Genomic DNA, 11,785 nt, shown 5'->3' with positions numbered 1-11,785 from the left:
GGCTGGACTTGGTCCATATCGCGGTTGTCAGATCACTCTTTTTCATAGCTCCCTGCCACCTCAGTCCCGACACGACACCCAGGTGCAGTCCCGCGCTGAAAGGGGATCACCTTGATGGTGCCCGTCGGGTTACTCACCGACCTTCAGCAGGTGTAGGAGTTGCCCCCACGACGGTGGTTCCATCGAGCTCGTTCGGGTCCCAGCACATCGAGACCCAGATGTGGCGCGGTTCCTGGAGCGGCCCGCGCGGCTACGACGTCTGGCACGCCACCAGGCCCACCACCAATTCCTTCATCGACTACGGCTGGTCGGTCGACTGCAACGACGGCGGCGGCACCTACACCTACTACCCTGTCATGAAGGGGCTCGTCACCGGCGTCGGCTCCAGCCCGACCACCCGGGCCGACAACGAGCTCCGGAAGAACTGCGGCACCACGGCTCCGTAGGAGGAGACATGGCCCGGGATCCCGAGGAGCGCTACCCCCGTGAGGGGCGTTCCCTGAACCCGCTGAACAGCGAAGAACGCGGTTACGCAGTCAGCTACTCGACCTCCACCTCTACCGTCCGACGGATCTGGTGGAAGGTCAGAGCGGCACTGCATTCGCCGGTGCGGGCCAGACGGCACCAGCGGTAGGCAGCGAACTCTCAAAACGGGCCAGCCCCGTACGCACCCCGTTCCTTAAGGTGTGTACGGGGCCTTCTTGTACGTTGCCGCGCCGGAGCTCCCGGCTTACGACCGGCCACCGGCACCCCGGCGTGCAGTCCGGAATCGGACAGCCCGTTCACCGACCGTGAAGGCTCCCCGTGATCGCTGTCAGAGCCTCGCATTCAGGGACTCCGGACGCTTCCGCCATCCGAAGATCGCCAACTTACCCGGGTGGTTCTCGGGCTGCCATCGCAAAACAGGCGAGCACCCCCGACCGTGTGTGGTTGAGGGTGCTCGCCTTCTGCTCTGCGGTCAGTGCTTGAGCTGCTCCACAAAGGCGTCCCAGGCCACTCCGGAGGCAACCAGGATCGGGCCGTGGGGGTTCTTGCTGTCGCGGATCGGCACAGTGCTGTTGCCGAGGAGGGCGACTTCCACACAGGCCGACTGCGCGTTGCTGTGGCTGGACTTGGTCCATATCGCGGTTGTCAGATCAATCTTTTTCATAGCTCCCTGCCACTTCAGTCCCGACACGACACCCAGGTGCAGTCCCGCGCTGAAAGGGGATCACCTTGATGGTGCCCGTCGGGATACTCACCGACCTTCAGCAGGTGTAGGAGTTGCCCCCACGACGGTGGTTCCACCGAGCGGGCACCTCAACACCGCTTCGTTCAGGACAACGTTCAGCCGTGTCGGTTCGGTGATCAGTAGCGGTAGCCGGGCCAGTCAGGGTCCTCCCAACGATCGGCGCCCTTGAGGCCGAACAGCCGTATTCGGTGGAGCAGTTCATCTGGTACGCCATGGGCCCCGAGCCGGGCAGGTGCATTGCGGACCAGCCAGGTGGTCAGCTCGGTGCGTGCCTCTTCGATTGCCTCTTCCTCGCTACGCCAATAGGCCCACGGGAGTTCGTCTCCGAGTAGGTCGTACTCCCACTTTGCTACCGCCTCGGCAAGGTGATCGTCGGCCGGGTGGCCGGTCAACGTCTCCCAGGTGCTGAGCCACGGGGTGAGCGTGCCGGACGCCACCTCGACCAGCGCCAGGACCTCGTACGCGGGCACCACGGGATCCGGATCGGTGAGCGTCTGGACCCACCAGGCGTCCAGAAATTCCCTCACTGCTTCGGCCTGTTCGGCGGGCCACTGCTGCCAATGACCGAGGGCGAACGAGCCGCCGGCTTCCTCGTAGCCGGAGAGCGCCGTGACGGAGCCGTCGACGAGTCCCCTGGCGAACTGGGGCAGGATCCGGCGCAGTACGGATGCGTGGTCGTCCCAGTCGGGGGCCTGCCAGGTGCGGCGCAGGAGATCGGGGTCCAGCTCTGCGTCCGGGACCTTGAGCTGCGCGAGTTCTTCGGGACCGCCCCAGTGGCACACGCAGTTGTGCTCGTCGGGGTGGGCCGTCATCCCGACGAAGGTTGCGGCCAGGCCGTCGAGCGCGGCAGCGAGGCGAAGTCGTGCGGGGAGTTGGTCGGGGTCGGGGTTCGTCATGGCGTTCGCATTCCGGGACTCCGGGAGCTTCCGCCATCCGAAGAACGCGAACTTACCCGGGTGGTTCTCATGCCGCTACCGAAATCACGCATCCCGGCGCCAACCGGCCCACCGCTGCCGCCCCCGACCATGTGGACCGGGACTGACGGGCACACCCGAAGAAGGGAACCACCGTGTTGTACGGGGCGTCGACTGCCCCCTGGTCCGTGCAGGTGTGACTTCAGGCTGCCCTTCGTCGTACGGCGCGGAACACGTTCGTGGCGATGGGCGGGTCGTATGCGCTGCCCGGGTCGTGGATGGTGTCGGTGTGCGTGGTTTCGAAGCCGTGCTCGTCGCAGAGCCTGTGCCATACGGGGATGTCGAGGACCCACCGCAACATCGTGCCCGGCGTACCGTCCGGCCGTCGGGTGGAGATCGTGGCGGGGCGCGACTCCGTCTCCGGGGCGCGGCCAGTGCGGTAGTGCGCAAGGGTGGAGAAGACGAGCAGGCCGCCGGGTCGCAGCCCTTCGGCGATCGCCGGCAGCAACTCGTCGGGATCGGTGAAGTCGAGTGCTCCGAAGACGCAGTACGCGACGTCGAAGGTGTCGGGATGCTTGGCCATGTACGTGGCTGCGTCATCGCACACCAGCTCCAGCCGGGAGATGTCCCCGAAGCGTTCACGACCACGAGCGTGCTGGGCGGGGTCACGGTCGACGGCCACCACGCGGGCGGGCCGGTGGACGCGGGCGAGGTAGGCGGCCTGTCGCCCTGAACCGGCGCCGATTTCCACCACGGTCCGGTCCGTGAGGTCACCGAGGAGTTCGGAGCTGGGCTCGGCGCGCTGGTACCAGTCCCAGTGGAAACGGTCCACGATGCCGCTGTGCGGGCTGCTTGTGGCGGTTGTTGAAGGTGGGGAGAGGGTCACGGCCCCATCCTGATGGGTTTTCCGTGATCGCCGAGGGCTTTCCCACCTGATTCACTCGCAGCCGTGTCGGTGGCTGTCCGACGAGATCTGGTCCGCCCCCTCAGGAGCGGACCAGACCGGGGATGCTGGTCAGTGGCTGTCGTTGCCCGGGCTGCAGGGCCCGCAGTCGGCCGAGTCAGCCTGCCACAGCGGGAGGTCGACCTCGAATCCCTGCACCGCGATCTCGTGCGCGGTGCGCATGACCGATCCGTCGGCCTTCATGTCCACGAGCGGCACGTGGTGCAGGAAAGCGCCACCGTTGTAGCGGTCGCACAGTTCGGCGTACGCCACGGTGTCGAGGATGACCGTGTGGACGCCGATGTCGACGATGTGACCGGGGGTCAGTCCCAGGCCCTTGCCACGGCTGGCCATGGCGGTGAACAGGTACGCGTACGCCTGGCCGAGCACGCGCGTAGCCATGACCTCGTCGTACGGGTAGTCGCGCATCAGGAGCGCGACCTGCTTGTTCCACAGCTCCGGCGTGACGAAGGAGCGCTGGTCCCTGAACGGGGACGACTCCGGTCCGGCGGCCGCTGCAAGAGCCGGGCTTTCCAGGGCGATGGCCATGTCTGTTGTCCTCCTTCTGTGGGCCCCACGGGTTGAGGGGCGCTATGGGAAGGTCACCACCTTGCGGAGGACAGTGGTGGTCAACTCTCAAGCTGTGCAAGCGGTTTGCAGATCGTGCACACGCCCTCGACTGCTCTGGAACGCCCCGTCTACGGTGATAGCCCCCGTCTCGTGGCGTGTGGAGGGCAGCATGCTCAGCGATCCGTTATGGACGTCGGCGCAGGCCCGCACCCTCATCGAACGACGCGCGCCCGGAGGTCTTGTCCGCATGGGCCGTGTCCAGCGCGGCTGGCGGCAAGCCGACCTCGGTGGCAGGTTGGGGTGCTCGGCTGCCACCGTGTCGCGACTGGAATCACGCGGCCGGGTAGCCGACCTCGAACTGCTCAGGCAGGCAGCTCACACAGTAGGGATGCCGTCACACATCCTGATGGAAGCACTCGGCATTACCGGCACCGGGGCCCTTGCCGCCACTAAAGTGGCGCCGGACGGTCCGTGTGACGCCGAGGAGGACCCCATGCGCCGCCGCACTCTGCTCGCAGCAGCCGGGGCAGCAGTCCCTGCCCCTCTACTTCTCGGAGTCGACGACGCACTCGCCGGAACTCCTGAACCCAGCGGCAAGGCAGTCCCATTCGACGCCCAACTAGCTGATGCCCGCGCACTGTTCGACGGCGGCCGACACGCCGAACTTGCCGGGAAGCTCCCGGGGCTGCTCGGTGACGGTCATCTCGCCGCCCGATCGCGCACGGAACTGGGCTACGCGAGGCTCTCAGCCTCCTACACCCTGGCTTCTCAGCTCCTCGCCAAACTCGGCCGTTACCAGCAGGCACGACTGACCGCCGACCGGGGCATCACGTATGCGGACCTGTCCGGCTCCGCGCTCGTCGCTGCGGCTGCCGCCCGCGAGCTCGCGATCGTCCTGCGTCACCAGGACCAGCCCGCAGCAGCCCAGCGCCTGATACTGAAAGCCGCCGCAGACATGGAGTCCACCGGGCTCACGACATCGGCGCAGGCCGCCGCGTACGCACAGATGTTGTGCACCACCTCGTACACGGCAGCCGTGGCCGGAGACCGACACCAAGCCCTCGCGATGATCCAGGAAGCGCATCGGGCCGGGCGCCGCCTTCCGCAGCAGGCGCCGAAAGGGCGATTGTTCCCGCTCAACGGTGCCGCCGTCGACCTGTATGCGGTGGGCGTGCACTGGGCGCTCGGAGACGCCGGCGCCGCGCTTGAAGCCGGCCGCAATCTGCGGCCCGAGCAGTTCGCCACCGCCGAGCGCCGCAGCCGGATGCACACCGATCTGGCGCGCGCCTGGTGGCAGTTGGGCAAGCCGGAACAGACCGCGACCGAACTGCTGGCCGCGGTGCGGGTCAGTCCCGGCGAAGTACGGGACCGGTCCTCGATCAGGCAGATCGTCACGGACCTCGGCGCACGCCACCCGCGTACGGTCGGCGTACGGGAACTGACCACGGTGGTGTCGGCCAGTCCCGTGGAGAGGGCGGCACGCGGGCTGCGGAGTGAGCGAGGCCCGCTCCGCGATCACAGGGACTGATTGGCCGAGCCTGCGTCAAGGCGCACCCGAACTTCGATTGCTCCGGTCCCGGAAGAGGGGCGCCCCCGACCGCGCGGTGGGGGTGCCCCTTCTGTGCTCTGCCCTTAGTGCTTGAGCTGGTCCACAAAGGCGTCCCATGCCGCTCCGGAGGCAACCAGGATCGGGCCGTGGGGGTTCTTGCTGTCGCGGACGGGGACAACGCCGACGAGGTCCTTGGAGACCTCGATGCAGACGCCGCCGCCGTTGCTGTAGGAGGACTTGAACCAGTTCAGGCCCTCCAGGTCGGAGGCATTGACAGAGGCAGGCTGAGTGTTCATTCCGTGATCTCTCGCGATAGCTGGTGCAGGAACTTCGGGGTGTCCCGAGGAGGGAGGGCGTTCGATGCCATCGCGTCGAACATCCTTGAGAACCGATCCACTTCGCGGGGCTTGTCCGTGACAGCGACGGTGAACCACGCCGTGTCGCTCACGACAGTGGTCGGCAGACCCTCGCCAAGGATCATGATGCTGACGTCATGGAGCGCCACGTAGCCACGTCCCCCTTGGGGAAGGACCTGGATGGTGACATTCTCCAAGTCGGCCACCCTGGCGAGTTCGTCGTACTGCTCGCGCATCAAGTCGGCACCCCCGAGAGGGTAGCGCAGGGCAGGTTCATGGAGGATCGCCCGCAGCTTCACGGGGTCTCCGTCGCGCGTCAATGCCTCCTTCCTCCGCGCCCGCAACTGCATGCTCTGCCGCCTGAACTCCGTTGTGGTCTCATCGATCAGTCTGTGCAGATCGTGCACAGCCAAGGCATACGCCTCGGTCTGGAGCAGGCCCGGGATGACGACGGGATGGAATGCACGGATCTCCTGTGCTGCGGCCTCGATCCCGAGGAAGCGAGGCATGCCGGACAGCATGTTCGTACTGCCGTCCGCCCACCACTCCCGGCTGGACGCTTCCCGCTGGAGAGTGACCAGCCGGTCCATCTGCTCCTCGTCGGTGATGCCGTAGCGCTCCAGCAGTTCCCGAAGGTGGCCGGCCTGCCGGAAGGATTTCCAGCCGGTCTCGACGCGCTGAAGGGTGGTCTCGTCGACGCTCAGGCCGTCGACCGCCTGAGCAATGGTGAACCCGGCCGCCTTGCGCAACTGCCTTAGTTCATGGCCAAGTCCGATCCGCCTAGCGGTGGGCTGAGGTTTTGCGGCCATGTGCTCCTCGATCCCGCGCATGTGCGCGCCTTGCCTGCGATGTGTTCAGCCTCGCATCAGGTGCGCACGCTACGGAGGCCATGCGTTTGCATTGGCATGTGCCATTTCTTCATCCAAGGCTGATTTCTGCCTGATTCTATTGCTGATGCTGAGCGCCGAGGGGGACGGTGAACCCGAGAAGAAAAGACCCCGGCGAGTCGGCCAGGACTCCCGGGGCGTGGCCCACCAACTTGTTGGAGTTGATGAACATGGCCGAGCGTAGCGCTGCCGCGCCGCACTGGGTTGTGGTGATCCTGGTTCTCCGGGGACTCACCCGCCTGATTCCGCCCACCGGCATCGGCCGTCGCCGACCGCCGCCGACGCACACCGCCCTGATCAGGGAAGATCCAACAGATCTCGCCGATTGGACAGTACCGGTGCCCGCCGCGCGCTGGCAGCCGTACAGCACCGGCCAAGGCCCCCTGGACGGTTCCGCGTCCCAACTGTCACGGCCCTACCTGTGCTCTCTCGCGTACCCGGCTCCGAGGGCGCACGATCGTGCGGTGACCCGATGACAGGCCAGAGGGGTACGAGAGTCCAAGCCGCCGTACGGCAGGCCGAGTTGCCCATGCTGCGTGCCTATCGGCTCTGGTTCGAGCATGCCCGCAAGTGCGACGACTGCAAGCGGGTTCGCACGGCACAGGACGGGTGTGGGACCGGGCAAGGGCTGTGGGACGACTACCGGCGGGCGTACGACGGGGGTGCCGGATGACAACTCGGTCCACCGATGCGTGCGGAACGATCCGCGCCTCGCTGTTCTACCGCGCGCCGATCCTCAGCGAGAGCGGCGCATGCGTCCTGCCTGTCGGACACGAGGGCGACCACCAGGACTCCAGGGGCGGAAGCTGGTATCTCATCCCCCTCGTCGGCGGATCGGACCTCGGCTTCCCGGGACAGGGGCCGGCGGTCACCAACCCCAACGAGCCTGCCTGGACACCCGAGCCCCCGTTCCGGTCCCCCCGCTGCGTACTGAGCCAGCACCCGCAGTGCCAGGACTCCGAACCCCGCGACACCGGCGTACCCGGAGTGCACTATCTCGTGTGCACCTGCGCTTGCCATCACCAGGCATCGGCGAGCGGAGGTGCCGGCTTGTGATGTCCCACCGGGCCCGTAGGAAACGTCTGGAGTCATGGGTGTGGACGCTCACCCTCATGGCCATGTCCGGGGCGGCGGTCCTCCTCATTCTTGGTGTCCTGGAGACCGTCCGCTGACCCACGCCCAATCCGGTCGTGCCCGAGGACAGCGCGGCGGACGGCACAGGGACCCGACCGTGAGCCCTGCCGGTCGCGCCCTCTCGGTCGCGACCGGCAGGATCGTCAGCTCAGCCGCACGGCACCTCGTACTTGGTCCACTTCCCGTGGACCTGTACCTCGATGTAGCACTTCTTGGCGGTGTCGGTGGCGGTGGCCGCCGACGCCGCTACGCCGCCGCCTACGGTCATCCCGATCACCGCGACGAGTACGCCGATCGCGGAAGCCGTTCGCTGCTTGCGGGTGCGTGCACTGTGGGGCATGGTGCTCGTCCTTTCGACTGGGCGCCGCCGGACCGGCCGGCCGCGCGGTGGGTGCCCCCGGTGACAGGGGCGCGGTACGAGGTTGCGACGACCGGGATGCCCGAGGGAGGTCACACCATGCCCTGGCGGGATCACGCGGCGAGGCTCGCGCCTACTGGCAGGCGCCGGGACCGGCGACAAAGATGCCTGGCATGGACACCTTCGACGCCCTGCGCGACTTCCTCCTCTCCCGCCGGGCCCGACTACGCCCCCAGGACGTGGGGTTACCCGACCACGGAGTCAGACGGGTGAGGGGACTGCGCCGCGAGGAGGTCGCCACGCTCGCGGCCGTCAGTGTCGAGCACTACATACGGCTCGAACGCGGACAGGCGTCCCGGGTGTCGGACGCCGTGCTGGACGCCGTGGCCGAGGCGCTCCGGCTGAGCCCGGGCGAGTGTCGCTACCTGCGCAGTCTGGCGAGGCCGAGCAGCACGGGCTCCGGCCACGAGGGCTCCGGCGGCGTACGGCCCAGTGTGCAGCACATCCTCGACTCGATGGCCGGCACTCCCGCCTACCTCGTGGGCCGGGGAGGCTCGATACTCGCGTGGAACCGCCTGGCGGCGGCCGTCTTCGCCGACTTCGGCGGCATCCCCGCCGCACAGCGCACCGTCGGACGGCTCGTCTTCACGGATCCGCGCGCCCGGTGGCTGTATGTCGACTGGGAGGCGAAGGCCCGCGAGGCGGTGTCGTACCTGCGGACCGAGACCGGCAAGAGGCCCCGGGACCCTGAGCTCATCCGGGAGATCGACGAACTCGCGCACCACAGCGAGGACTTCCGGCGGCTCTGGTCGGAACAGCACGTCCTGGAGACCACGCACTCGACCGTCGTCGTGCGCTGCCACCCTCCCCACCAACGGCTGGAGTTCTCCTGGGAGGGACTCCAACTGACCAGCGACCCGGACGAGATAGTGCTCGTGTACACGACCACCCCCGGTTCGCCGTCCGCCGCGGCCCTGCTGGAGATGTTCCACGCGAGCAGGGGCGGTCGGTGACCTTGTCGGCGGCGCAGGCACAACCACGGCAGTCACGGCGGCCGGCCACCGGTGTTCGACGCGCAGGGGCGGTACTCGCGGAGGTGCCGGATCCTGTTCTCTCCGGCACCTGTTCGCACCGACTACCGCACCGGGCAAGCCAGTTCGGGCCGTGCGCGGTTCGGGGAGCACGTCACCACGGCCAGCGAGAGGTACGAGGGGCGTTCCAGGTAGACGCCGAGTGAGACGTCAGCGCCCGCGTTCAGCCGTTCGGCGGCGGAGTTGAGCAGTGCGGCGAGACGGGGGGTGTCGCAGTCGCTCTGGAAGGCGAACCTGGGCGCGTACTCGGACAGGCGCTCCCCGAGCCATGCCGCCGCCTCCTTCGCCTCGTCCCATGTGCCTCGTACCAGGGAGCGTGGCTTGATCAGCCAGTACGACGTCTCCAGCGGTGGGAGATCCACCACCGGGAACTCCGCGGCCACTTCACGGTAGCGCTGGATCAGGTCCGGTCTGGTGTCTGCCGGGGGCGGAGTGGGATGCGGTGGCCGCCGTAGGGCCTCTTGGTCGAAGCGCTCCTTCGGGCCTGTCCATAGATAGCCGTGGTGGTGCAACAGCCGTACCTGTTCTCGGTGTTGGGGGTCGGAGAGCCGGCCGGTCCCGGTCCCTGCGAATGGGGACCGGGACCGGCCGGCTTGGGGAGTCGCCGGTCAGACCGGCAGGCCGAAGCGCGCCGGGTCGATGCCCGCAGCGTCCAGCTCCAGCCACTCTTTGCCGCCGCCCTCGGGCCAGAGGAAGGCGACGGGAAACCTGCGGCGTTCGCCCGGCGGTTCTGCGGGGTCTTCGTAGTCGGGGATCACGTCACGGAGGACTCCGGACCGTCCCGACGCGTCCTGGACGTACCTACCGATGTCCTCGGCCGTGACGCTCACGGCCGGTCCCCTGAGTGCTTGCCCTCATGATGTTGACGCAACTCCACGTTCGCGTCCGAAACGCTGCTGAAGTCTCCTCTGGAGCGGGCGCTCTCTCGGCGCACGCCGATTTCCCGGCATTCCATGCAACCTGGAACTGTCTTCGGTTCCGGAGGTAGTTCCGTAAGTCTGTATCCCTGAGGCTTCTGCGCACCCGCCATCGATCCTCCCCGGCTTCATGATTCATCCATGATCTACCGGTTGACGGATACTGACGACCACTATTCCCGTTATCTACTAAAGATCAACGATAGAGGTCTGCCCATTCCGCAAGAAGGGTCCTCGCCTCGTCGCCAAACATGGCTAATTGTTCATATCGGCTGAAGATTTCCAGGTGCTCAGCGATGTCACGGGAGTCACGGAAGACTGTTCGCCCCGTGAACGTCTCGACGGTGGCCAGCCTGTCGTCGTAGACCGTGAAGGTGTTCATCGGGCCGCGACTTATGACCGTGCCCGTGCGGATTATCCCGATCCTCACATTCGGCAGGCGGGACAGCGAAGCGAGGCGATCGATCTGCACGGCCATCGCGGGAGCCGGGACCACTGCCCACCTGGTGGCCTGCTCAGTGAGCAGGAAGGTGAACTGCTTCGTGGTGTCGTAGAGGACCTCTTGCCGCTCCAGCTTCCGCGCTACGGTTTTGGAGACGTCTCCTGGTGAATATTCGAGGCTGGCTCTAATGTATTCAGGGCTGGCCAACAAACCTGTAATCATTGCCGGGAGGAAGTAGCGCAACTCCCGCGCTTCTGTCTCCAGGCCGACCAGCTCAGCTTGCCGCTTCTCCAGGCCGCGCCGCCACAGCGCACGAATGGGCTCCCACTCAGTGTTCGCCAACCGGGCAAGAGCCTCGACTTCGGCCGTCATCTGCTCAGACACTTCAAGTGCCCGCAGGATCAATTCGACGTCCACCAGACTCGGTATGATCTCAGCGGTTTCGATCTTACTGATTTTCGATTGAGACATATTGCAACGCCGAGCGAGCCGGACTTGGGAAAGTCCGACTCGCTTCCGAAGCGTTTTCAGTGTCTCGGCCAGGTCCGCTTTCGATTGACCCAGTCGCTGAGGGTCAAGCGTCAAGACCCTTCACGTACTCCTCGAAGGGCACCGATTCCGCGATGGCGATGCGCTGGTACTCCAGGAACGGCTCAGGGGCGCCCTCGTACACTTCCCGGCTGATCTGGGTGCCGTCCGGCTCGTAGTGCATCAGCACGATCCGGGACCGGTCGAACATCCAGAAGTCCTGCACCCCCTCAAGGGGGTTCGGGCGACGGGTCACGTCGAGGATGCGAATGGCTTCCCCGGCTTCGACGTTGTGCCGGTAGTACTCGAACTCGAAGCGGAGGTAGTCCGAGAGCGGTTGCGTGACGATGTGAACTCGTCCCACGCTGCGCCCGTCGGCCACATACCCGTGGACGCGGTCGAACCAGGGCTGTGTCGCTTCGCGCGTGACCGGCTCCCCGTCCAGGAACCGGCGTACGAGATCCTTCTCCTGGGGCACGCGGTAGACAGGCAGAGTTTCCAGCCGCCATGCCTCCTGCCGCATGCCATCGAACGTCCTCCGCCAGTCCTCACCAGCCAAGAGCACGGACAGCCTCCCTCAGTACCGCCTCCGGGATCTCCACGAGCGCTTCTCCCGCCGGCGGGACGAAGGCGTTCGATGTGTCCCCTTGGACCACGAACGACCCCGAGGCCGTTCGGTACACGTTGGGGCAGTCGTCGCCCCCACATTCCCCGTTGCCGTTGCCGTTCCCGGTGAGTCGGGTCAGTTCCTCACGCGCCATCGTGCCCCCCTCTTTGCAGGGCAGGTCACCTGCCCGCCGTGCCGAGTGACGACATCCGCGCCAGCAGCAACGCACCCCCCGCCACCACCCCCACCTGCCTCTTA

At 66.7% G+C, this 11,785-nt stretch carries 17 protein-coding genes; 5 read left to right on the top strand and 12 right to left on the bottom strand.

From position 1 onward, the window contains the following. Positions 1-173: 173 nt before the first annotated feature. A complete protein-coding gene (locus tag AOK08_RS05565; protein WP_055524201.1) occupies positions 174-446 on the top strand; it encodes a hypothetical protein in 273 nt (90 codons plus the stop codon). Positions 447-958: 512 nt separating this feature from the next. Here the strand turns inward: AOK08_RS05565 and AOK08_RS05560 are convergent. From AOK08_RS05560 to AOK08_RS05545, 4 genes are all read right to left on the bottom strand, one after another. Beyond that, positions 959-1,150 carry a DUF397 domain-containing protein gene (locus AOK08_RS05560; protein ID WP_055524199.1) on the bottom strand — a complete coding sequence of 64 codons (192 nt, stop codon included), beginning with the start codon at positions 1,148-1,150 and terminating at the stop codon, positions 959-961. A gap of 197 nt (positions 1,151-1,347) precedes the next feature. Further along, the gene (locus AOK08_RS05555; RefSeq protein WP_055524197.1) at positions 1,348-2,127 is read right to left on the bottom strand and encodes a hypothetical protein; all 780 of its coding nucleotides are present in this window, start codon (positions 2,125-2,127) and stop codon (positions 1,348-1,350) included. 220 nt (positions 2,128-2,347) lie between these two features. Further along, a complete protein-coding gene (locus AOK08_RS05550) occupies positions 2,348-3,031 on the bottom strand; it encodes a class I SAM-dependent methyltransferase (RefSeq protein WP_079053852.1) in 684 nt (227 codons plus the stop codon). A gap of 129 nt (positions 3,032-3,160) precedes the next feature. Next, on the bottom strand, positions 3,161-3,637 hold the full coding sequence (locus AOK08_RS05545) for a glycine-rich domain-containing protein (RefSeq protein WP_055524193.1): 477 nt from the start codon (positions 3,635-3,637) through the stop codon (positions 3,161-3,163). A 190-nt stretch (positions 3,638-3,827) separates the two neighbouring features. Here AOK08_RS05545 and AOK08_RS05540 point away from each other — a divergent pair, with 190 nt between their 5' ends. Continuing rightward, the gene (locus AOK08_RS05540) at positions 3,828-5,186 is read left to right on the top strand and encodes a helix-turn-helix domain-containing protein (RefSeq protein ID WP_055524191.1); all 1,359 of its coding nucleotides are present in this window, start codon (positions 3,828-3,830) and stop codon (positions 5,184-5,186) included. A 104-nt stretch (positions 5,187-5,290) separates the two neighbouring features. Here the strand turns inward: AOK08_RS05540 and AOK08_RS05535 are convergent, their stop codons facing one another. Then, entirely contained in the window at positions 5,291-5,503 is a 213-nt protein-coding gene (locus AOK08_RS05535) for a DUF397 domain-containing protein (RefSeq protein WP_055524189.1), read from the bottom strand. Continuing rightward, positions 5,500-6,393, bottom strand: coding sequence for a helix-turn-helix domain-containing protein (locus tag AOK08_RS05530; RefSeq protein ID WP_241826846.1), 894 nt, complete (start codon positions 6,391-6,393; stop codon positions 5,500-5,502). The genes AOK08_RS05535 and AOK08_RS05530 overlap by 4 nt, the downstream gene beginning before the upstream one ends. Positions 6,394-6,922: 529 nt before the next feature. Here AOK08_RS05530 and AOK08_RS45535 point away from each other — a divergent pair. Together AOK08_RS45535 and AOK08_RS05525 are read left to right on the top strand one after the other, a co-directional pair. Next, on the top strand, positions 6,923-7,123 hold the full coding sequence (locus tag AOK08_RS45535) for a hypothetical protein (RefSeq protein ID WP_157876571.1): 201 nt from the start codon (positions 6,923-6,925) through the stop codon (positions 7,121-7,123). After that, entirely contained in the window at positions 7,120-7,506 is a 387-nt protein-coding gene (locus AOK08_RS05525) for a hypothetical protein (protein WP_055524187.1), read from the top strand. Before AOK08_RS45535 ends, AOK08_RS05525 begins: the two co-directional genes overlap by 4 nt. Positions 7,507-7,732: 226 nt before the next feature. On the opposite strand, the gene AOK08_RS05520 is transcribed toward AOK08_RS05525, so the two are convergent. Then, positions 7,733-7,924: a hypothetical protein gene (locus AOK08_RS05520; RefSeq protein WP_055524185.1), complete on the bottom strand. Its 192-nt coding sequence runs from the start codon at positions 7,922-7,924 to the stop codon at positions 7,733-7,735. 191 nt (positions 7,925-8,115) lie between these two features. Between AOK08_RS05520 and AOK08_RS05515 the strand changes: the two genes are divergently transcribed. Further along, a complete protein-coding gene (locus AOK08_RS05515; RefSeq protein WP_055524184.1) occupies positions 8,116-8,955 on the top strand; it encodes an MmyB family transcriptional regulator in 840 nt (279 codons plus the stop codon). A 122-nt stretch (positions 8,956-9,077) separates the two neighbouring features. On the opposite strand, the gene AOK08_RS05510 is transcribed toward AOK08_RS05515, so the two are convergent. From AOK08_RS05510 to AOK08_RS05490, 5 genes are all read right to left on the bottom strand, one after another. Then, positions 9,078-9,545, bottom strand: a complete 468-nt coding sequence (locus AOK08_RS05510; RefSeq protein WP_055524182.1) for a hypothetical protein — start codon at positions 9,543-9,545, stop codon at positions 9,078-9,080. A gap of 96 nt (positions 9,546-9,641) precedes the next feature. Next, the gene (locus AOK08_RS05505; protein ID WP_055524181.1) at positions 9,642-9,863 is read right to left on the bottom strand and encodes a hypothetical protein; all 222 of its coding nucleotides are present in this window, start codon (positions 9,861-9,863) and stop codon (positions 9,642-9,644) included. Between the two features lie 283 nt (positions 9,864-10,146). Next, positions 10,147-10,977, bottom strand: coding sequence for a helix-turn-helix domain-containing protein (locus tag AOK08_RS05500; protein ID WP_079053850.1), 831 nt, complete (start codon positions 10,975-10,977; stop codon positions 10,147-10,149). Beyond that, a complete protein-coding gene (locus tag AOK08_RS05495) occupies positions 10,967-11,485 on the bottom strand; it encodes a DUF6879 family protein (RefSeq protein ID WP_055524178.1) in 519 nt (172 codons plus the stop codon). The genes AOK08_RS05500 and AOK08_RS05495 overlap by 11 nt, the downstream gene beginning before the upstream one ends. Next, a complete protein-coding gene (locus AOK08_RS05490) occupies positions 11,469-11,681 on the bottom strand; it encodes a hypothetical protein (RefSeq protein WP_055524176.1) in 213 nt (70 codons plus the stop codon). The genes AOK08_RS05495 and AOK08_RS05490 overlap by 17 nt, the downstream gene beginning before the upstream one ends. Positions 11,682-11,785: the final 104 nt, after the last annotated feature.

The sequence above is a fragment of the Streptomyces graminilatus genome, assembly GCF_001418565.1.
Lineage (GTDB): Bacteria > Actinomycetota > Actinomycetes > Streptomycetales > Streptomycetaceae > Streptomyces > Streptomyces graminilatus.
This window is presented reverse-complemented; position numbering and strand designations above follow the sequence as displayed.

Coding starts and splice junctions, on each gene's coding strand:
- AOK08_RS05525 (WP_055524187.1), top strand. CDS start 7,120: ATGACAACTCGGTCCACCGATGCGTGCGGAACGATCCGCGCCTCGCTG.
- AOK08_RS45535 (WP_157876571.1), top strand. CDS start 6,923: ATGACAGGCCAGAGGGGTACGAGAGTCCAAGCCGCCGTACGGCAGGCC.
- AOK08_RS05535 (WP_055524189.1), bottom strand. CDS start 5,503: ATGAACACTCAGCCTGCCTCTGTCAATGCCTCCGACCTGGAGGGCCTG.
- AOK08_RS05515 (WP_055524184.1), top strand. CDS start 8,116: ATGGACACCTTCGACGCCCTGCGCGACTTCCTCCTCTCCCGCCGGGCC.
- AOK08_RS05530 (WP_241826846.1), bottom strand. CDS start 6,393: ATGCGCGGGATCGAGGAGCACATGGCCGCAAAACCTCAGCCCACCGCT.
- AOK08_RS05520 (WP_055524185.1), bottom strand. CDS start 7,924: ATGCCCCACAGTGCACGCACCCGCAAGCAGCGAACGGCTTCCGCGATC.
- AOK08_RS05545 (WP_055524193.1), bottom strand. CDS start 3,637: ATGGCCATCGCCCTGGAAAGCCCGGCTCTTGCAGCGGCCGCCGGACCG.
- AOK08_RS05540 (WP_055524191.1), top strand. CDS start 3,828: ATGCTCAGCGATCCGTTATGGACGTCGGCGCAGGCCCGCACCCTCATC.
- AOK08_RS05555 (WP_055524197.1), bottom strand. CDS start 2,127: ATGACGAACCCCGACCCCGACCAACTCCCCGCACGACTTCGCCTCGCT.
- AOK08_RS05490 (WP_055524176.1), bottom strand. CDS start 11,681: ATGGCGCGTGAGGAACTGACCCGACTCACCGGGAACGGCAACGGCAAC.
- AOK08_RS05560 (WP_055524199.1), bottom strand. CDS start 1,150: ATGAAAAAGATTGATCTGACAACCGCGATATGGACCAAGTCCAGCCAC.